Source organism: Hymenobacter plasmatis, assembly GCF_020711255.1.
In the GTDB taxonomy this organism is placed as follows: Bacteria; Bacteroidota; Bacteroidia; order Cytophagales; family Hymenobacteraceae; genus Hymenobacter.
In genome coordinates this window covers 1-18509 of record NZ_JAJFAW010000036.1, presented here as the reverse complement: position 1 = coordinate 18509, position 18509 = coordinate 1, and the positions used below count along the sequence as shown (strand labels likewise).

Sequence of the window (18509 nt, the reverse complement as noted above, 5' to 3'; positions counted from 1 at the left end):
CCTATCTGCTCGCTTTACTTCCCCCTTCCCATGCGTACGCAACCTGCTCCCCTGGCTGTGGAAGAACGGCTGGCCGACAGCGATATCATGCAGGCCGTTGAGCGGCTTTTCAAGCTAAAGAAAGGCGTGCAGGCCAACCTGCTGGAAGTCACTTGCCGGGAAGGCATTGTGGAACTGACCGGGCTCACCGACAGCCTGCTCTCGCGCCAGCGGGCCGAGGATTTGGCCAAAGCCGTGCGCGGGGTGCGGGGCGTGATTAATGAAATCAGCGTGCACACCGCCGACTTGCCCAACGCCGAGCTGCTGTGCCGGGTAGAAATTGCCCTGATGCAGGACCCGGCCACGCGCGGCTACAAAGTGTGCTGCCACACCCACGACGGCCAGGTGATGGTGGAAGGCACGCTGCAGTCCTGGGCCGAAGAGCAGCTGGTGCTGCAAGTGCTCAAGGGCGTGCCGGGCGTGCGCCAGCTCAACAACCGCCTCACCGTGCGCGGGGCCAGCCTGCCGAAATCGGACCAGGACATCACCGCCCTCATCCAGGAGCTGCTGGAATGGGACATCCGCGTGAAGAGCGACCTGGTGCACGTGCGCACCACCAAAGGCGAGGTGCACCTCTCCGGCACGGTGGGCACCGCCGCCGAGCACGACCAGGCCGTGGCCACCGCCTACGTGGCTGGCGCAACCCGAGTAGACGCCAGTGAGCTGCAAGTAGCGAGCTGGGCCCTGGACAAAGAGTTGCGCAGCGAGAAAAACCAGCCCAAGGCCGATGCCGATGTCACGCAGGCCATCCTGGATGCGCTGCGCTTTGACCCGCGCGTGGACGAGCAGCCGCTGGAAGTGCACGTGCACAATGGCGTGGCCACGCTGCTGGGCACCATCGGCAACCTGCGCGCCCGCGACGCCGCGGGGCAGGACGCCGCCAATGTGGTGGGCGTGGGCACCGTGCACAACCTGCTGCAGGTGCAGCACCTGCACCCCTCCCCCGATTCCATCATTCAGGAGCACGCCCAGGTGGCCCTGGCCAACGACGTCTACTTGAGCCGCTACCCCTTCACCCTGACCGTGAGCGAAGGCAAAGTGGACCTCTACGGCACCGTGGGGTCGCACTTCGAGCAGGAGCGGGCAGCAGAAATAGTGGCCGGCGTAAACCACGTGGCGGAGGTGGTGAACCATGTGGTGCTCCACGACGGTGAAGATGATTTGCCGGAGCCCCCGCTCCCATCCGACACCGTGATAACGGCGCCCGAGTCGCTGGGCCATCTCGAGCCCGACGACGTGCTGAAGGACCGAATTCGCACCCACTTCTACTGGTCGGCGCAGCTGCACGACCAGGACATCAGCGTGAGCGTGCACGATGGCCGCGTCACGCTCACCGGCACCGTCGACTCGGCCCTTGAGCGCCGCCAGGCGGCCGCCGAAGCCCACGCCTGCGGCGCCGTCGAAGTGAACAACCACCTGAACTTGCGGCCGGCCACCTAGGGCCCGGTTTCAAGGCCTGGGCCGGGTGGCGCTACCCTCCTCTTTTCTGCACCTTAGTCATGGTCAAGTTTACTCCCCCGGGTGCCATCCAGGCCTACCTTGTGGGCGGGGGCATTGCCTCCTTTGCGGCCGCCGTCTTCCTCATTCGCGACGGCAAAGTGCCGGGCCCCAACATCCACATTTTCGAAGAATCAGAAGTACTGGGCGGCAGCCTCGACGCCGCCGGGCAGGCCGAGAAAGGCTACGTGCTGCGCGGCGGCCGCATGCTCAACTTTTCGTATTTCTGCACCTACGACGTGCTTTCGAGCATTCCCTCGCTGGAGCACAAGGGCAAGTCGGCCTACGACGACATCACCGAATTTGACCGGCAGATACGGTCCTCGGCCCAGGCCCGTCTGGTGAATAGCGGCGGCTACATTCTCGATGCCACCAGCCTGGGCTTCACCGAGCCCGACCGCGTGGAGCTGGTGGAGCTCATGGGCATGCCGGAAGAGCAGCTCGGCACCAAGCGCATTAACGAGTGGTTCAAGCCGGGCTTTTTCCGGACCAACTTCTGGTACATGTGGTCCACCATGTTTTCCTTCCAGCCCTGGCACAGCCTCGTCGAGTTCAAGCGCTACCTGCTGCGCTTCCTGCACGAGTTTCCGCGCCTGGGCACCCTGGCCGGCGCCGACCGCACACCCTACAACCAGTATGACTCGGTGGTGCTGCCCATGATGACCTGGCTGCGCGGGCAGGGCGTGGACTTCCGCATGGGCTGCCAGGTAACGGACATCGAATTTAACCCGCTGGTGGACACCAAAACGGCCATTGCCATTCGCTACACTCGCCACAACCTGCCCGAAACCCAGACCGTGCAGCCCCACGACCTGGTGCTGATGACCAACGGCTCGATGGCCGCCAACTCCACGCTGGGCTCCATGACGACGGCCCCGCGGCTCAACCCCGCCAAGGTGGACGGCTCCTGGGCCTTGTGGCGCAAGCTGGCCCGCAAATACCCAGATTTCGGGCGGCCCCACGTGTTCGATGGGCGCAGCGAGGAATCTACCTGGGAGTCGTTTACGGTAACGAGCAAAGGCACGCTGTTCTTCGATTTGATGGCTCAATTCTCCGGCAACCGGGCCGGAACCGGGGCCCTGGTTTCGCTCGTCGATTCGAGCTGGATGCTGTCGGTGGCCCTACCCTACCAGCCCCACTTCCTCAACCAGCCGGCCGACGTCACCGTGTTCTGGGGCTTTGGGCTGTACCCGGACCGGGTGGGCAACTACGTGAAGAAGAAAATGAGCGAGTGCACCGGCGAGGAAATCCTCACCGAGCTGGTCAGCCACCTGCAGTTTTCGGCCCAGCTGCCGGCCATCGTGGAGGCTGCCAACTGCATTCCGTGCATGCTGCCCTACATCACCAGCCCTTTCCTGACCCGCGCGCCCGGCGACCGGCCCCAGGTGGTGCCCGAAGGCTCGACCAACTTTGCCTTCATGGGCCAGTTCACCGAAATCCCCGACGATGCCGTGTTCACCGTGGAATACTCCGTGCGCTCGGCCCAAATGGCGGTTTATCAATTGCTGAAGCTTGACCTGAGCCCACCCGCCGTCTACAAAGGCCAGCACGAGATAAAAGTGGTGTACAACGCCATGAAGGCCATAAACCGGTAAACTGCCGCACCTAGGGTTCGAGCCAAACAGAGGAGCAGTCCAATAATGGCCGGTTCGGATATTACCATGGAAGGATGATAACAATCAAGCGGGCGCTTGAGGCTACTCATGAGATGAGCTGGTGCGCTGGCGGAATTTTGAGGCTGTAAATACCTTACCTCAGCCCACCGATTTTGCAGAGCTTCCCGCGTTGCGCTACGTGCCCAGCCGGATTGCATCTGCCTGCCTCCTGCTTGTTCTTATGACCCACCCCTTCAAGGCCGTTAGTCTTACTTATAAGAAAGCTCCCGTGGCCATTCGGGAGCTGCTGGCCCTCAACGAGGCCGCTTGCGGCCAGCTGCTGAACGTGCTCCAGCACGAGCTTTTTCTGACGGACGTGCTGGTGCTCAGCACCTGCAACCGCACGGAGGTGTACTACTCGGCCGAGGATGAGGAAAGCACGGCCATTCTCGGGGCCCTGGCGCAGGTGACTGGCGTGGCCGATGCCGCTCGCTACTCCGCCTATTTCACGGTGCTTAATTCGGCCCCGGCTGCCGTGCAACACCTGTTTGAAGTGGCCCTTGGCCTCGATGCCCAGGTAGTGGGCGACATGCAGATTAGCAACCAAGTGAAGAAGGCCTATCAGCGGTCGGCAGAGGCGCAGGCTGCCGGGCCGTTTCTGCACCGGCTGCTGCACACGGTGCTTGCCGCCAACAAGCGCGTGCAGCAGGAAACCTCCTTCCGCGACGGCGCCGCTTCTACCTCCTACGCCACCCTGGAGCTGGTGCAGGAGCTGACTGCCGACGTGCCCCTGCCGCGGGTGCTCATTGTGGGCCTGGGCGAGATTGGGGCCGATATCTGCCGGCATTTTGCCAAAAGCAAGCACTTCGCCGAAGTCACCGTCTGCAACCGCACGGCCTCCACTGCCCTGGCCATATCAGCCGAGTGCGGCCTGCAAGTGCTCGACTTTGCCGACCTGGCCACCGGCCTGGAAGCGGCCGATGTGGTCATCTCCTCGCTGAATATGCCCACCCCGTTTTTCACGCACGAGCTGGTATCGGGCCTGGCCATTCTGAGCCCGAAGTTCTTCATCGACTTATCGGTGCCGCGCAGCATCGAGGAAGCAGCCGAAAGCGTACCCGGCGTGCTGGTGTATAACATTGATGCCATCCAGAGCAAAGCCTCCGAGGCCCTGGCCCGCCGCATGGCCGCAGTGCCGCAGGTGCGCGCCATCATTGCCGAAAGCCTCGACACCCTGGCCAGCTGGAGCCGCGACCTGCGCGTGTCACCGGCCATTCAGCAGCTCAAGAATTCGCTGGAGCAAATGCGGCAGCAGGAACTGGGCCGCTTTGGCAAAAACATCAGCGGCGAAGAATCCCGCCGCCTCGACGACGCGACCAAAGCCCTGACGCAGAAATTCCTGAAGCTGCCGGTACTACAGCTCAAAGCCGCCTGCCAGCGCGGCGAAGCCGACCAATTGGTGGCCGTGCTCACGGAGCTTTTTGCGCTGGAAGGATGACTCAATAACTCCGAGCCTTTCGCTAAGTAGTCGTTGTCGTGCACACGTAACCGAACGGTCATGCAGAGCGCAGCAAAGCATCTTTACCTCAGTAGTAATCCAATCGTCTGTCATGCTGACGAAGGAAGCATCTTATCACGGCTGAACGAACCGTGCTTACCTAATAAGATGCTTCGCTCTGCTCAGCATGACAAGAGGCGCGGTAAAGATGCTTCGCTGCACTCTGCATGACGGCCTTTTTCTAAACGCTTAATTGTTCGTGAGTACTTAGAAGCAAAAAAGCGCAGACTTTACAGTCTGCGCTTTTTTGGTGTTCACCGACCGGTGCGGCTACAAATTGAGCTGAATTACACGGCCCACGCTACGTCTTTGCGGAGCCAGGCCTGGGTAGCGGCCTCCGGCGAGCCGGCTTCCGGCACCAGGTTGTAGTGCCATTCGGCTTGCGGCGGCAGGCTCATCAGGATGGATTCGGTGCGGCCGCCGGTTTCGAGGCCGAAGCGGGTGCCGCGGTCAATGGCCAGGTTGAACTCGGCGTAGCGGCCGCGGCGCACTTGCTGCCACTGCTTTTCGCGGGCGGCGTAGGGCCGGTCGCGGTTTTCCTGCATGAGGGCGGTGTAGGTGCGGCCGTACACCTCGCCCACGGCCTGCACAAAGGGCAGCAGCTCGTCGAAGTCGCCGTCTTTCCCCACCGTGAGGCGGTCGAAGAAGATGCCGCCCACGCCGCGCGTTTCCTGCCGGTGGGGCAGGTAAAAGTACTCGTCGGCCCAGGCCTTAAACCGGGCGTAGTACGCGGGGTTGTGGTCGTCGCACACGGCCCGAATCTGCTCGTGAAACCAGCGCGCCTGCGCCTCATCCACGTAAATCGGGGTCAGGTCGAGCCCGCCGCCAAACCAGGCCTCGCCGTTGCCGGCTTCGAAGTAGCGGATGTTCATGTGCGAGATGGGCACCATGGGGCTGCGCGGGTGCTGCACCACCGATACGCCGGTGGCAAAGTAGCTGGGGTCGGGCATGAGCAGCTGGCGGGCCGCGGCCTCGCTCATCCGGCCCCACACGGCCGAGAAGTTCACCCCGCCTTTCTCCAGCACGGCGCCATTGGCGATGACGCGGGTGCGGCCGCCTCCGCCGCCTTCGTGCGCCCACGCATCTTCGGTGAAAGTGGCGCTACCGTCGGCGGTTTCAAGCTGCTGGCACAACCAGTCCTGAAACCGGCGCATGGAGGCCGCTACAGTGGTACGAGCGGGGGAAATGGTGGCAGTGGCGGAATCGATTTGCATGGGTAAAGAAGGGAAGTAAAGAAAGAAAATTGAGCTGATTGAGCTGGGCCAACGGCCTACACCAGCTCGCAGGTGGAAGGCTCGTTGTGCTCCCACCTCGTGACGGAAGCCATGGTGGCGTCGGCAATGTTGCTCAGTGCTTCCCGGGTCAGGAAGGCCTGGTGGCCGGTAATGAGGGCATTGGGGTGGGCAAGCAGGGCGGCAAACAGCTGGTCGGCCCTGGGCGAGAGCGTGTGGTCATTGAAGTACAGCCCTTTTTCGTGCTCGTACACGTCGATACCCAGGTAGCCCAGGTGGCCCGATTGGAGCGCGGCCAGGGTGGCCTCGGTGTCGATAACGGCACCCCGCCCGGTGTTGATGAGCATGGCGCCCGGCTTCATCTTCGCCAGCAAGTCGGCATCGATGAGGTGGCGGGTGTGCTCGTTCAGGGGCGCATGCACGCTGATGATGTCGGATTCGGCACAGAGCTGTTCCAGCGGCACATAGCTCAAGTCGTAGCGCTGGCGCAGCTCGTCGTTGGTCTTGACGTCGTAGGCCAGCGGGCGGCAGCCGAAGCCGTGCAGAATGCGGGCCAACACGCCCCCAATGCGCCCGCACCCGATGATTCCCACCGTTTTGCCGTGCATGTCGAAGCCCACAAGGTTGCTCAGCCGGAAGTCGTAGGTCCGCAGCTGCTGGTCGGCCTGCCGCAGCCGGCGGTTGAGGGCCAGCATCAGCGTTACAGCGTGTTCGGCCACGGCATAGGGCGAGTAATCGGGGGCATTGGCCACCCGCAGGCCCAGCCGGTGGGCCGCGGCCAGGTCTACCTGGTCGTGGCCGGCGGCGCGCACGGCCACCCCGCGCACCCCCATCGCCGCGAGGCGCTCGAGCACCGGCGCCGAGGCATCGTCGTTGGCGAAGATGGCCACGGCCTGGCTGCCTTGCGCTTGGGCCACCGTATCGAGGCCCAGCGGCGCGACCACGAAGTGCAGCTCGTGCTGGCCCTGCGCGGCGCGGGTCAAGTAAGGTTGCTCGTGAGCGTAGGCGCTGAATACAGTAATCTGCATAGAAAAGGGAAATTGGGGGTGTTTTAGGCGGGTATGCGGTTTTTCTCAATCCGGGCCATGATGTCGTTCATCATTTCTACCTGAATACGTTGGATTTCCAATAAGTCCTGCTGCTGGTGCATAATCAGGTGGTCCAGCTTTTCGTGCAGCATGCGAATCTCCAGCTCCGACTTCAGGTTAATCATGTAGTCTTTCTTGGCCCGCTGGCGGTCTTTGTCTTCCTGCCGGTTTTGGCTCATCATGATTACCGGGGCCTGCAGGGCCGCAATGCACGAGAGGATAAGGTTGAGCAGAATGAACGGGTAAGGGTCGAACGCCCGGTGGGCCAGCACCAGGGTGTTGCACACAATCCAAAACAGGAGCACTCCAAAGAATATGCTGATAAAGGTCCAGCTGCCGCCAAAGGCCGCTATACGGTCGGCCAGGCGCTGCCCCAGCGTGAGGGGCACCTGCTCTTCTTCGAGCTTATCGGTGATGGTGTGGTCGTTCTGCAGGTGGTCGAGCACGGTTTGCTCGAGGTCGTTGAGCTCACCCACTTCGCGCAGCAGGTAGCTCTGAATGTACTTGCGGCGGTACTGGTTGAGCTCCGACATCGCCAGCGAACCATCCGCCGTGAATTTGGGATTGTCCTGCTGAATGAGCTGGAGCAACGCCGGCCGCAGCGTGCGGCCGCTCACCCGCTCGCTCACCGGAAACTCCTGCCCGGAGCAGCTGCTGATGAAGGTGGGGGAAAGCAGGCGTTCAGACATTATAATGAAGTAAGCGCTTCATGATGCCATAGTTAACGCAACATATGAGCTGGGCAGCAACCGTAGCGTAGGGGCTTTCGCACCGTGCGGCGGACATGGGGCGGCAGCATGGAAATTGGGCTGAAATCTGAGCGGAAAAAAGCAACAATGGCCCGCGAACTGCCAAGGCCTTCAGCGTGGCAAAGGTGGGCCAATTGGGGAAGCCAACGGCATGATAGAAATCAATTGAAACTTTGATTTTTCGCATGGGGGCTGGCCTCGGAGTAGTAGAAATTGCGGCTGCATGCAAACCCTCACGGCATCCCGTATGACTCCCTCGCTGCTGGTCCTGACGGACTTTTTCCAGGCCGCCAACCGCGCCCTCGACTACGCCACCAACTTAGCCGAGCCGCTGGGTGCGCGCCTGGTGCTATTGCATGTGCGGCGCGATTCCATCCTCGACCCGGAACTGTTCACCGGCCGGCTCTCGAATCTGAGCAAGGAAGCCATTGGACTAGCCCTCAACAGTGTAACCCGCGGCCTGGCGGTGCCCGTGGTGGCCGAAGTGGGCCACGGCCGGGTGGCCGTGGCCGCCTCCGACGCCGCCGCGCGCCACCACCCCACCCTAATTGTACTCGGGCGGCCCGACTATTCCGACGAGCCCGACGAGCTGGTGCACACCACCTGCCTCGACATCCTGCGGATAGCTCCCTACCCCATGCTGGTGGTGCCCCACAGCGTGGTGAGCACCGCCCCGCCCCGCCGGGTGTTGCTGGCCGAAGACGGAGAGCCGTTTGCCCTGGGCAAGTTCAGCAGCCCCATCCAGGCCATGTTCAAAACCCTAAGGGCCGAAATCACGGTGCTACATGTGCAGTCCGAAGCCAACAGCGAGGATTTTGCCCCGTTGGCGCTGGAGTCGGTGCGGCGCGCGGGCCTGGCCGAAGGCCTGCCGCCCATGCAAAGCCTCATGGTGGTGAATTCTAACCCCGCCGAAGGCATTCTGGCCGCCGTTCAGCCCGGCGACTACGACCTGGTGGTGCTCATTGCCCGGCCCCGAAGCTTCCTGAGCCAGCTTTTCCACCAGAGTGTCACGGCCAAGGTGTTGCTGCACAGTGCCCTGCCCGTGCTCATCATGCCAGCTCAATAATGCAGCTCAACCCGCAAATGATGCTTGCGCATTGGCGCTAATCCAACTTAACTCATCCAGCCATGTCACGAGGAGCCTACACCCTATTCTTCCGCGAACTGTCCAATGACAAGGTGGCCCTGGTTGGCGGAAAAAATGCCTCTCTGGGAGAGCTGTTCAACCGCTTGAGCGCGCAGGGCATCAACGTGCCCGATGGGTTTGCCACCACGGCGGCCGCGTACTGGCTGTTCTTGGACGAAAACCACCTGCGCGAGCCCCTCACGGCCCTGCTTGCCACCGTGGACGAGCAGGAATTCAGCAATCTGCACGAAGTAGGCACCCAGGCGCGGGCCATGCTGCGCGCCGCCAGCCTGCCCCAGGTAGTGGCCGACGAAGTGGCCGATGCCTACTGGCAATTGTGCCATGAATACACCCACGAAATTCAGGTGGCCGTGCGCAGCAGCGCCACGGCCGAGGACCTGCCCACCGCCAGCTTTGCCGGCCAGCACGACTCCTTCCTAAACGTGCGCGGCGCGGAGGCCGTGCTGCACGCCTGCCAGGAGTGCCTGGTGTCGCTGTTCAACGACCGGGCCATCAAGTACCGCATCCAGAACGGCTTCAACCACTTGCAGGTGGCCCTGTCGGTGGGCGTGCAAACAATGGTACGCTCGGACCTGGCTTCGGCTGGCGTGGCCTTCACCATCGAGCCCGAAACCGGACACGAGAACCTGATATACGTGACCGGCAGCTGGGGCCTGGGCGAAAACGTGGTGCAAGGTGCCGTGAACCCCGACGAGTTCTACCTCTTCAAGCCCGCGCTGCGCCAAGGCAAACGGGCGCTGGTGACCCGCAAGCTCGGCGACAAGGCAAAGACCATGCACTATGCGCAGTCTGACACCCAAGTGGCGGGCATTAAGAATACCGACACCCCGCAGGAGCGCCGCGAAACCTTTGTGCTCACCAATGCCGAAGCCGAGCTGCTGGGGCTGTGGTGCCTGCGCATTGAGGAGCACTACGGCATGCCCATGGACATCGAATGGGCCAAAGACGGGCTGAACAACGAGCTGTACATCGTGCAGGCCCGGCCCGAAACCATTCACCACGGCCGCCGCACCCTGCTCCTGCACGAGTACCACCTCACCCAGAAAGGCAAGGTGCTGGCCAAGGGCAAGGCCGTGGGCAACCAGATTGCCACCGGCGTGGCCCGCATCCTCGGCTCGCCCGCCGACGGCCACCGCCTGCAGCAGGGCGACATCCTCGTCACCGACATCACCAGCCCCGACTGGAACACGGTGCTGCGCAAAGCCGCCGTAATAGTAACCAACAAGGGCGGGCGCACCAGCCACGCAGCCATTGTGGCGCGGGAGCTGGGCCTCTCGGCCGTGGTGGGCACGCTCGATGCCACCGAAAAAATCCAGGACGGGCAGCTCATCACCGTGTCGTGCGCCGAGGGCGACGAAGGTCAGATTTACGACGGTGCGCTGCCCTGGAAGGTGACCGACATCGACCTGGAGCATGTGGCCGTGCCGCATACCAAGCCCCTGCTCATCCTCGCCGACCCCGACCGGGCGCTGCACCTGGCGCGCTACCCCAGCCAGGGCGTGGGGCTGATGCGCATGGAGTTCGTCATCAACAACGCCATCCGCATTCACCCCATGGCGCTGGTGGCCTTCGACCAGCTCACCGACCAGAAAGCCCGCGAAACCATCACGGCGCTCACCGCCCGCTACGACACCAAGCCCGAGTACTTCATCGACCAGCTCTCGCAGGCCATTGGGTTTGTGGCGGCGGCCTTTTACCCGCGCGAGGTGATAGTGCGGCTGAGCGACTTCAAAACCAACGAGTACGCCAACCTGATTGGGGGGCGCCAGTTTGAGCCCGACGAGGAAAACCCCATGCTGGGCTTCCGGGGGGCCTCCCGCTACTACAGCCCGCAGTACCGCGAGGGCTTCCGGCTGGAGTGCGAGGCCCTGAAGCGCGTGCGCCTGAGCATGGGCCTGACCAACGTGAAGGTGATGGTGCCCTTCTGCCGCACCGTGGCCGAGGGCCAGCAGGTGGTGGCCCTGATGGACGAGTTTGGCCTGAAGCGCGGCGAGCAGGGACTGGAAGTCTACGTAATGGCCGAAATTCCCAGCAACGTCATCCTGGCCCAGGAGTTTGCCGAGGTGTTCGATGGCTTCTCCATTGGCTCCAACGACCTCACGCAGCTCACCCTGGGGCTCGACCGGGACTCGGCCATCGTGAGCGGCTTGTTCGACGAGCGCAACGAGGCCGTCACGCGGCTGCTGGCGCAGGTCATCAGCACGGCCAGAGCCTGCGGCCGGCCCATTGGGCTGTGCGGCCAGGCCCCGAGCGACTACCCGGAATTTGCCCGCTTCCTGGTGGAGCAGGGCATCAGCAGCATCTCCTTCACCGCCGACGCCCTGCTCAACGGCATGGCCAACATGGTGGCGGCCGAGCAGGCCCTGGCCGGCCCGCCGCCCCAGGAGCGAGAGCCCGCTGAGAGCCAAAAGGCGGTGTCGGTGTAAAGCGTGGGCCTTAAGGCCCTGCCGTAACTAATTGTCTGACAATTCCCAAGGCAATGAACTCGCAAGAAACCCACTTGGAAACAGAAAAGGCCCTGTCTGACAGCGACATTTCGGCCGCTGTGGAATTTTTGCTGGCCAGCAAGCAGGGAGTCGCCTCCCACCTCATCGATGTGGCCACGCACGAGGGCACGGTCATGCTCACGGGCCACGTCGACTGCATGCACATGCGCGAGCGCGCCGAGGAAATTGCGAGTACCGTGCGTGGCGTGTGCGACGTGGCGAACTCCCTCTCTGTGTGCGGCAGCGACGTGCCCGATGCCGCCCTGCGCCGCGACGTGGAGGAAGCCCTGCTGCGCAATGCCGTCGCCCACCAGTCCGAAATCAGCTGCACGGCGCGCGATGGCAAAGTCATGCTGCTGGGCCAGGTGCGCTCCTGGGCCGAAAAACAGCAGGTGCTGCGCGTGGCCAAGGGCGTGCGCGGCGTGTGCGACGTGGAAGACCGGCTGAGCTACCCATCTGGCGAGCGGCACCCGGACAAGTCCGCTGCCGAGCTCACGGCCGCCATTGAGCACCTGCTGGCCTGGGACCACCGCATCTGGCACGCCATGATTCAGGTGAACACCCAGGACAATGGCGTGGTGGAGCTGCGCGGCAAGGTGGGCAGCGCGGCCGAGCGCCGGCGGGCCATTACCACGGCCTGGATGGCGGGCGCCTTGCGGGTCGAGGCCAAGGACCTGGCGGTGGCGCACGACGCGAGCTGCCACGACCTGCACCAGGACAAGTACACCGCCAAGCCCGACGAAGACATTCAGCAGGCCATCGAGACCCGCCTGGGCTACAACCCGCGCCTGCACGCCGACAAGGTGGACGTGAAGGTGAGCGGCGGCCGGGTCACGCTTTCGGGCCTGGTGAGCAGCCTGGCCGGCCGGCGGGCCGCCGAAAACGACGCCCGCGGCGTGGTGGGCGTACGGCACGTGCACAACGCCCTGCATGTGCGGCCCAACATCCACGTGGAAGACCCCAAGCTGCAGCAAAGCATCAAGGACGCATTCCTGCGCGACCCTTACCTGAAGCAGGCGCCGCTGGAAGTCGCCGTTATCAATCGCCGGGTTATTCTGCGCGGCAAGGTGGATTCGCATTTCGAGAAAACGCACGCCGAGGAAGTGGCTTCCAACATCGAAGGCATTGTGGCCATTGAAAATCGCCTAGGCATTCTCTCCACCGCCACCACCGACCGCGACCACTACGGCAGCCTGATTGCCAGCGGCGAGGCCGCCACGTTCGGCTCGCCTTCCGATGCCGACATCGAGCACCGCATTCAGCAGCAGCTCAACTGGTCGGCTCACCTGCACACCCAGGAGGTGGAGGTGCGCGTGGAAAAAGGCGTAGCCACCCTCACCGGCACCGTGGCCACCGAGCTGGACCGCGAAAATGCCGCCCTGAGTGCCTACGAAGGCGGCGCCACCTCCGTCGACAATCAACTTTTAGCTCAATTTGGACCACCGCATTAGGGGAGCGCAAAATCAGCAAAACCATTATTGCTCAATTGATTAAATTAGGCAATCATAAGCGTATTTCCAGCCGCACCCCTTGGTGTACTTGCTTTTTCCGCCTACGTTATGAAACCGACTTTTATCGTGCTCACGGATTTGTCGCCGGCCGCCCACCGGGCCGCGCACCTGGCCGCGCTGCTCGCTGCTCCGGTGGGCGGCCAGCTCCATTTGCTGTACCTGGAGCAGGAGCCCGTATTCACGCCAGAGATGGGCATGGTGGTGATTCCGGAAGACTTCTACACCCAAGAAAAGCTGGAAGCCGACGCGGCCCTCGCCGAACTGGCGCGCACGCTGCCGGTCCCGGCCACCACTTCGGCCTGCCGCGGCAGCCTGCACGACGTGCTGGGGGAGCTCATAAGCGAGCGGCAGCCGCAGCTCCTGGTGATGGCCCTGTACGAGGAGCACGACCTGCTCGACGCCCTGCTGCTCGACCAGGCCCTGCCGGTACTGCGCGACTCCGGCCTGCCCGTGCTGCTGGTGCCCGAATGCGCCGCGCAGAACCCCGGCCTGCCCGCCATGGTAGCCGTGGCGGCCGACGGCGAAGGCTTCCGGCTCAATGCCGCTTCCCAGGCGCTGGGGCCGCTGCTGCGCAGTTGGCCCGCCACCTACTGCGTGGTGCACGTTGCCCCGCCCGACGGCCCTGATGGCCCCGACGACAACGGCCAGGCGCGGGCCCAAGCGGCGGTGCGCCACACCGAGCTGTTGCCGGCCCTCAGCTACACTACCTACAAGGTGAAGCGCGAGCCGCCCAGCTTGGGCCTCGTGCAGGCCGCCCTGGATTTGCAGGCCGACCTCGTCATTCTCTTTGCCCGGCCCCGCACGTTTGTGTGCAGCGTGTTCAACTGCGGCGTGATTGCGCACGTGGCCCACGAGTGCCCGGTGCCCATGCTGCTACTGCCCACCCAGGAATTAACGGCCTCCGAAGCGGAGGCCACCACCCAATACGTGGGCCAGGTGGCGTCTTAGCGTTCCGCTGCCCGGCCCCCAAGTTCTTTTTCTTCCCATGAGTAACACTGCTCTGCTTGACGAAACCGGCGCGATGACGCGCTTTGCGGGTCGCTTTTTCAGCGAAGGGTTCCGGCCGCGCTACGAAATCCAGGAGCTGCTGCGGCAATGCTACATTATTGGCTACCAGTCGCTGCCGCTGGTGGGCATCACCGGCTTTATTATGGGCATGGTGCTCACGCTGCAAAGCCGGCCCACCATGGCCCAGTTTGGGGCCGAATCCTGGATTCCGACCATGGTGGGGCTCACCATCATCCGGGAGATGGGGCCCATCATCACGGCCCTGATTTTTGCGGGCAAAATCGGCTCCAGCATTGGAGCCGAGCTGGGCTCCATGCGCGTAACCGAGCAGATTGACGCCATGGAGGTATCGGGCACCAACCCCTTTAAGTACCTGGTGGCCACGCGCGTAATTGCCACCACGCTCATGCTGCCGGTGCTCACCGTGATGGCCGATGCCATTGCCCTCTTCGCCTCCTACCTCGGCATCAACCTCAAAGGCGTGACCACCATGGCCTTGTTCACCAACAACATCCTCACGGGTCTGGCCTTTGGCGATGTGGTGCCGGCCGTCATCAAAACCTTCTTCTTTGGCTTCGCCATCGGCGTAATTGGCTGCTACAAAGGCTATAACTCTGAAAAAGGCACCGAGGGCGTGGGTCAGGCGGCCAACTCTGCGGTAGTGGTCTCATCCTTGGTTATCTTCATACTCGACTTGCTGGCCGTGCAAATCACCGGCCTGCTCGGCCTGAATTAACTGCCCAGGTTATGACCCCAGAACCTACCCTGCAGCCCGCTCCCGCCCCGCCCGCGCCCGGCAAGCCCGGCGAAGTGGTGATGACGGTGGACCACGTGAGCAAATCCTTCGGCGACAACCACGTGCTGCGCGACTTCTCGCTCACGCTGGGCCGGGGCGAAAACGTGGTGGTGCTCGGCAAGTCCGGCTCGGGCAAGTCCGTGCTCATCAAGTGCATTATTGGGCTGCTGCCCTACGATGAAGGCACCATCACGGTGCTGGGCCAGGACGTGGCCTCGCTGGACCACGTGGCCATGGACCAGCTGCGGGCCCGGGTGGGCTTTCTGTTCCAAAGCAATGCGCTCTACGACTCGATGACGGTGCGCGAAAACCTGCTGTTTCCGCTGCGGCGGCACTGGCTGGAGCACAGCGCCGAAGAAGAAGAAAAGCTGGTGTGCCAGGCCCTCGACGACGTGGGGCTGGCCAACACCGCCAATATGATGCCCGTGGAGCTTTCAGGCGGCATGCGCAAGCGCATCGCGCTGGCCCGCACGCTCATCCTGCGGCCCGAAATCATTCTCTACGACGAGCCCACCACCGGCCTCGACCCCATTACGGCCCGCGAAATCGACCAGCTTATCCGGGAAGTGCAGCACAAGTACAACACCTCTTCGCTGATAATCTCGCACGACATGAACTGCGTGCGCCTCACCGCCGACCGGGTGGCCCTGCTGGTAGACGGCCGCTGCTACGCCGAGGGCACCTACGACGAGCTGGAGCAGCGCGACGACCCCAAAATCCACGAGTTTTTTGCCTGAGCCATGCCGGCTGCCGGCTTTGCTCGCCCTCATTTTCCTTGGCCATGACCGAATCCACCACCGCTAATAATATCCGCCTGGGCTTGTTTGTGCTGGTTGGGCTGGCCTGCTTGGTCATCACGCTCTTTCTGCTCGGGCGCAAGCAGAATCTGTTCAGCTCGTCGCTGCAGGTGCAGGCCGACTTCCGCAACGTGTCGGGCCTACTCACCGGCAACAACGTGCGCCTGGCCGGCATCAACGTGGGCACCGTGCGCCGCATCCGCATTCTCAACGACAGCACCGTGCGCGTGGCCATGGACCTGAACCGCGATGTGCGCCCCTATGTGAAGAAAAACGCCATTGCTTCCATCGGCACCGACGGCCTGGTGGGCAACACCATCATCAACCTGAACGCCTCGCCCGAACCGGCCCCGCCCGTAGTGGCCGGCGACATCCTGCGCACCAAATCCCCGCTGGGTATCGACGCCATGCTGGGCACGCTCAACGTGTCGAATAAAAACCTGGTGGGCATCACCAAAGATTTGCGCGCGATGACCCGCCGGCTCAACCGCAGCAAAGCCCTCTGGAGCCTGCTCGAGGACGAGCAGCTGGCCCGGAATTTCAGCCACAGCATGAGCCACGTGGCCGCCACCACCGACCTGTTGCAGGCCTCGGCCCGTGACGTGCAGCTGCTGACGCGGGGCGTCCGGCAGGGGCGCGGCGCGGCGGGGTACCTGTTCACCGACACGGCCTTTGCCGGCCAGATGCACCACGCCACCCGCCAGCTGGCCAAGACCTCCGACACCCTGGCCAGCACCGTGGCCAGCCTGAAGCGGCAGGTAAGCAACCCCAAGGGCCCGCTCAATACCCTGCTGACCGATTCTACGGTGAGCCGGCAGCTCAAGCAAAGCGTGGAAAACGTGGCCCAGGGCACGGCCGGCTTCAGCCAGAGCATGGAGGCGCTGCAGCATAACTTCTTGCTGCGCGGCTACTTCCGCCGCCAAAAGAGGAAGCAAGCCAAGCAGCAGCAAGCCGCCGAAAAGCAGCCCACTCCCGACAAACAAGCCCAAGCCGCTAAGCAGTAGCCACCCCAGCCCCTTTCCTGCCCTTTCGCCCCCCTATATGTCCGAAAACATTTACTCGCCCCAGCAGCAGCACCTGCTGCTGCTTTCGTGCCTGCTGGGGCTGGCAGGCTTGATTCTGTTTGGGCTGGGCGGCTACGTAACGGGCTTTTTGGGGGCCGGCATTCTGTTTGTGGTGCTGCGGCCTTGGTTTGAGGCCCTGGTGCACCGCCGCGGCTGGAACCGCCAGCTCGTGACGCTGGCCCTGCTCACATTTGCGCTGGTGGTCATCATCCTGCCCTTCACGGCGCTCACGCTGCTGCTCGTGAACCGCGTTCGGCACTACGCCCAGGATACCAGCCAGATAATGGGCCTGCTGCACGCCATCGAGCGCCGCACGGGCTACACCTTCACCAACGAGCAAAGCATCCGCAGCCTCGTGCAGCAGGGCGTGGCCTGGCTCAGCCGGCAGCTGCCGGTGCTGGCCACCGGCCTGCTGGACTTCACGGTGGTAATTGGGCTGATGCTGTTCACCCTGTACTTCATGTTCATGGAGGAAGAGCGGTTTTTGCGGAGCCTGCGCCGCTACCTGCCCTTCCGCGACGGCACGGTGGACGAGCTGGGCGAATCGCTGCGCAACAACGTAAACGCCAACGTAATCGGCCAAGCCGTGATATCGCTGGTGCAGGCAGTGCTCACCGGCCTCACCCTCTGGATTTTCAGCGTGCCCGATGCCGTTTTTTGGGGCGTGGTGGCCTTTTTTATGGCCTTCGTGCCGGTGCTGGGCACGCCGCTGGTGTGGGGGCCGGCCGCGCTGTTCAAGTTTACGCAGGGCGCCATCAGCCAGGGCGTGGGCATTCTGCTCGTCGGCGTCATCATCGTCATGAACATCGACAACCTCCTGCGCATGGTACTGGCCAAGCGCATCGGCGATATTCACCCGCTGGTGACCCTGGCCGGCGTGGTGCTGGGCGTGGAGATTTTTGGCATCATGGGGCTGGTGCTCGGCCCCCTGCTCCTCTCCTACTTCCTGGTATTGATGAAGGTATTTGAGCGCGAAAACCGCACCCGGCATCCGGCCGGCCCCCTGGATTTGTGAGGCTGAAATTGAGCTAAACAACCCGAGGCGCTGCTGGCCAAACCTAGTCAGCTCAACCAACAGCGCTTCAAACGGTTACTCGCTTACATCGCCTACCCAGTTGGCGTTATCAATCCGCCGCCTCGCCCGCATCCGCGGCATGCTGCGCATCAGCATGTAAGCTACCAGGCCGCTCACGGCCACCAGCGGCACCACCGAGCTGCGGATTGGCCGGAAATTCGTGCGCCCGTCTTTCATTTCAATATAACCCACGGGGTTGATGGTAGCGCCGCCGCCCCCGCCCGTACCGGCTTCGGATTTGGCATTGGTGCCGCTGCCCCCGCCAAAGCCATAATAGGCCCGGGCCACGGGAATGACCGTGACGCCGTTTCGCTCCACGGGATTGCCATACACGGCTTCGGTCCGGACGGAATGGCTGAGCACTTGCGCCAGGCGCTCGGCAAGCGAGGGCGCAGTGGTGGTGGTTATTTCATTAGGATTCATAACAATAGAGCAATAAAGATTGAGTGGATAATTAATAGCACATAATAGCACGCGGCCGAATAGCCCGGCAGCGGGTTGCTCCCGGGCTATTCGGCCGCGTGGCTGGGCAAAATGGTATCGAGGCTTAATTGAGCCATTTCGGAAGGCACGCCGCTCGGCTTAGGGCATGGTGGGCAGGACGAGGACGGGGATGGGGCAGCGGCGGAGCAGCTCGGCCGTGACGGAGCGGTGGAACACGCCGCCGAGCAGCGTGTGCGGCCGGGCCGGCACGACCAGCAGCTCGGCCCCGAGCTCGGCGCAGGCCCGCAGCACGCCCGCGGCCGGCGCCTCCTCCAGCACCTCGTACACGTCGCTGCCCGTCAGCGGGCCGAACAGGCCGGTGCGCCCGACGGCCAGCAGGGCCGCGTCGAGCGGGGCCGGGCCGCGGCCCGGGCTCACGTGCAC

At 63.3% G+C, this 18509-nt stretch carries 16 protein-coding genes; 11 read left to right on the top strand and 5 right to left on the bottom strand.

Annotated features, from left to right (window positions below; all coding sequences use genetic code 11):
- The first annotated feature begins 30 nt into the window (after nt 1-30).
- The 3 genes from LJ738_RS19850 to hemA all read left to right on the top strand — a co-directional run bounded on the left by LJ738_RS19850 (nt 31) and on the right by hemA (nt 4629).
- On the top strand, nt 31-1479 hold the full coding sequence (locus LJ738_RS19850; protein WP_227788094.1) for a BON domain-containing protein: 1449 nt from the start codon (nt 31-33) through the stop codon (nt 1477-1479).
- A 59-nt stretch (nt 1480-1538) separates the two neighbouring features.
- Nucleotides 1539-3131 carry an oleate hydratase gene (locus LJ738_RS19845; protein WP_227788093.1) on the top strand — a complete coding sequence of 531 codons (1593 nt, stop codon included), beginning with the start codon at nt 1539-1541 and terminating at the stop codon, nt 3129-3131.
- A gap of 241 nt (nt 3132-3372) precedes the next feature.
- Nucleotides 3373-4629, top strand: coding sequence for a glutamyl-tRNA reductase (gene hemA, locus LJ738_RS19840; RefSeq protein ID WP_227788092.1), 1257 nt, complete (start codon nt 3373-3375; stop codon nt 4627-4629).
- Nucleotides 4630-4976: 347 nt separating this feature from the next.
- Here the strand turns inward: hemA and hemF are convergent, their stop codons facing one another.
- Genes hemF through LJ738_RS19825 form a run of 3 tightly spaced genes read right to left on the bottom strand, consistent with a single transcriptional unit; the run spans nt 4977 to nt 7698 of the window.
- Nucleotides 4977-5903, bottom strand: coding sequence for an oxygen-dependent coproporphyrinogen oxidase (hemF, locus tag LJ738_RS19835; RefSeq protein ID WP_227788091.1), 927 nt, complete (start codon nt 5901-5903; stop codon nt 4977-4979).
- Nucleotides 5904-5959: 56 nt separating this feature from the next.
- Nucleotides 5960-6949, bottom strand: coding sequence for a 2-hydroxyacid dehydrogenase (locus LJ738_RS19830; protein ID WP_227788090.1), 990 nt, complete (start codon nt 6947-6949; stop codon nt 5960-5962).
- A 23-nt stretch (nt 6950-6972) separates the two neighbouring features.
- Entirely contained in the window at nt 6973-7698 is a 726-nt protein-coding gene (locus LJ738_RS19825; protein WP_227788089.1) for a DUF1003 domain-containing protein, read from the bottom strand.
- 307 nt (nt 7699-8005) lie between these two features.
- Here LJ738_RS19825 and LJ738_RS19820 point away from each other — a divergent pair, with 307 nt between their 5' ends.
- From LJ738_RS19820 to LJ738_RS19785, 8 genes are all read left to right on the top strand, one after another.
- Nucleotides 8006-8824, top strand: a complete 819-nt coding sequence (locus tag LJ738_RS19820) for a universal stress protein (RefSeq protein WP_227788088.1) — start codon at nt 8006-8008, stop codon at nt 8822-8824.
- Nucleotides 8825-8886: 62 nt separating this feature from the next.
- A complete protein-coding gene (gene ppsA / locus LJ738_RS19815) occupies nt 8887-11331 on the top strand; it encodes a phosphoenolpyruvate synthase (protein ID WP_227788087.1) in 2445 nt (814 codons plus the stop codon).
- A gap of 53 nt (nt 11332-11384) precedes the next feature.
- On the top strand, nt 11385-12842 hold the full coding sequence (locus LJ738_RS19810; protein ID WP_227788086.1) for a BON domain-containing protein: 1458 nt from the start codon (nt 11385-11387) through the stop codon (nt 12840-12842).
- A 108-nt stretch (nt 12843-12950) separates the two neighbouring features.
- Entirely contained in the window at nt 12951-13850 is a 900-nt protein-coding gene (locus tag LJ738_RS19805) for a universal stress protein (RefSeq protein ID WP_227788085.1), read from the top strand.
- A 37-nt stretch (nt 13851-13887) separates the two neighbouring features.
- Nucleotides 13888-14646: an MlaE family ABC transporter permease gene (locus LJ738_RS19800; protein ID WP_227788084.1), complete on the top strand. Its 759-nt coding sequence runs from the start codon at nt 13888-13890 to the stop codon at nt 14644-14646.
- A gap of 11 nt (nt 14647-14657) precedes the next feature.
- Nucleotides 14658-15443 (top strand): ABC transporter ATP-binding protein, encoded by a 786-nt coding sequence (locus LJ738_RS19795; protein WP_410779929.1) that lies wholly within the window; start codon nt 14658-14660, stop codon nt 15441-15443.
- Nucleotides 15444-15487: 44 nt separating this feature from the next.
- Nucleotides 15488-16507, top strand: coding sequence for an MlaD family protein (locus tag LJ738_RS19790; protein ID WP_227788083.1), 1020 nt, complete (start codon nt 15488-15490; stop codon nt 16505-16507).
- 37 nt (nt 16508-16544) lie between these two features.
- Nucleotides 16545-17582 (top strand): AI-2E family transporter, encoded by a 1038-nt coding sequence (locus LJ738_RS19785; RefSeq protein WP_227788082.1) that lies wholly within the window; start codon nt 16545-16547, stop codon nt 17580-17582.
- Between the two features lie 75 nt (nt 17583-17657).
- On the opposite strand, the gene LJ738_RS19780 is transcribed toward LJ738_RS19785, so the two are convergent.
- Together LJ738_RS19780 and LJ738_RS19775 are read right to left on the bottom strand one after the other, a co-directional pair.
- Nucleotides 17658-18065 carry a spore germination protein GerW family protein gene (locus tag LJ738_RS19780; RefSeq protein WP_227788081.1) on the bottom strand — a complete coding sequence of 136 codons (408 nt, stop codon included), beginning with the start codon at nt 18063-18065 and terminating at the stop codon, nt 17658-17660.
- Between the two features lie 159 nt (nt 18066-18224).
- Nucleotides 18225-18509 (bottom strand): universal stress protein (locus tag LJ738_RS19775; protein ID WP_227788080.1); only part of this gene is annotated, 285 nt, incomplete at its 5' end.

Bases quoted from the DNA above. Each gene is read 5' to 3' on its own strand.
- LJ738_RS19850 (WP_227788094.1), top strand. From the start codon at position 31: ATGCGTACGCAACCTGCTCCCCTGGCTGTGGAAGAACGGCTGGCCGAC.
- LJ738_RS19845 (WP_227788093.1), top strand. From the start codon at position 1,539: ATGGTCAAGTTTACTCCCCCGGGTGCCATCCAGGCCTACCTTGTGGGC.
- hemA (WP_227788092.1), top strand. From the start codon at position 3,373: ATGACCCACCCCTTCAAGGCCGTTAGTCTTACTTATAAGAAAGCTCCC.
- hemF (WP_227788091.1), bottom strand. From the start codon at position 5,903: ATGCAAATCGATTCCGCCACTGCCACCATTTCCCCCGCTCGTACCACT.
- LJ738_RS19830 (WP_227788090.1), bottom strand. From the start codon at position 6,949: ATGCAGATTACTGTATTCAGCGCCTACGCTCACGAGCAACCTTACTTG.
- LJ738_RS19825 (WP_227788089.1), bottom strand. From the start codon at position 7,698: ATGTCTGAACGCCTGCTTTCCCCCACCTTCATCAGCAGCTGCTCCGGG.
- LJ738_RS19820 (WP_227788088.1), top strand. From the start codon at position 8,006: ATGACTCCCTCGCTGCTGGTCCTGACGGACTTTTTCCAGGCCGCCAAC.
- ppsA (WP_227788087.1), top strand. From the start codon at position 8,887: ATGTCACGAGGAGCCTACACCCTATTCTTCCGCGAACTGTCCAATGAC.
- LJ738_RS19810 (WP_227788086.1), top strand. From the start codon at position 11,385: ATGAACTCGCAAGAAACCCACTTGGAAACAGAAAAGGCCCTGTCTGAC.
- LJ738_RS19805 (WP_227788085.1), top strand. From the start codon at position 12,951: ATGAAACCGACTTTTATCGTGCTCACGGATTTGTCGCCGGCCGCCCAC.
- LJ738_RS19800 (WP_227788084.1), top strand. From the start codon at position 13,888: ATGAGTAACACTGCTCTGCTTGACGAAACCGGCGCGATGACGCGCTTT.
- LJ738_RS19795 (WP_410779929.1), top strand. From the start codon at position 14,658: ATGACCCCAGAACCTACCCTGCAGCCCGCTCCCGCCCCGCCCGCGCCC.
- LJ738_RS19790 (WP_227788083.1), top strand. From the start codon at position 15,488: ATGACCGAATCCACCACCGCTAATAATATCCGCCTGGGCTTGTTTGTG.
- LJ738_RS19785 (WP_227788082.1), top strand. From the start codon at position 16,545: ATGTCCGAAAACATTTACTCGCCCCAGCAGCAGCACCTGCTGCTGCTT.
- LJ738_RS19780 (WP_227788081.1), bottom strand. From the start codon at position 18,065: ATGAATCCTAATGAAATAACCACCACCACTGCGCCCTCGCTTGCCGAG.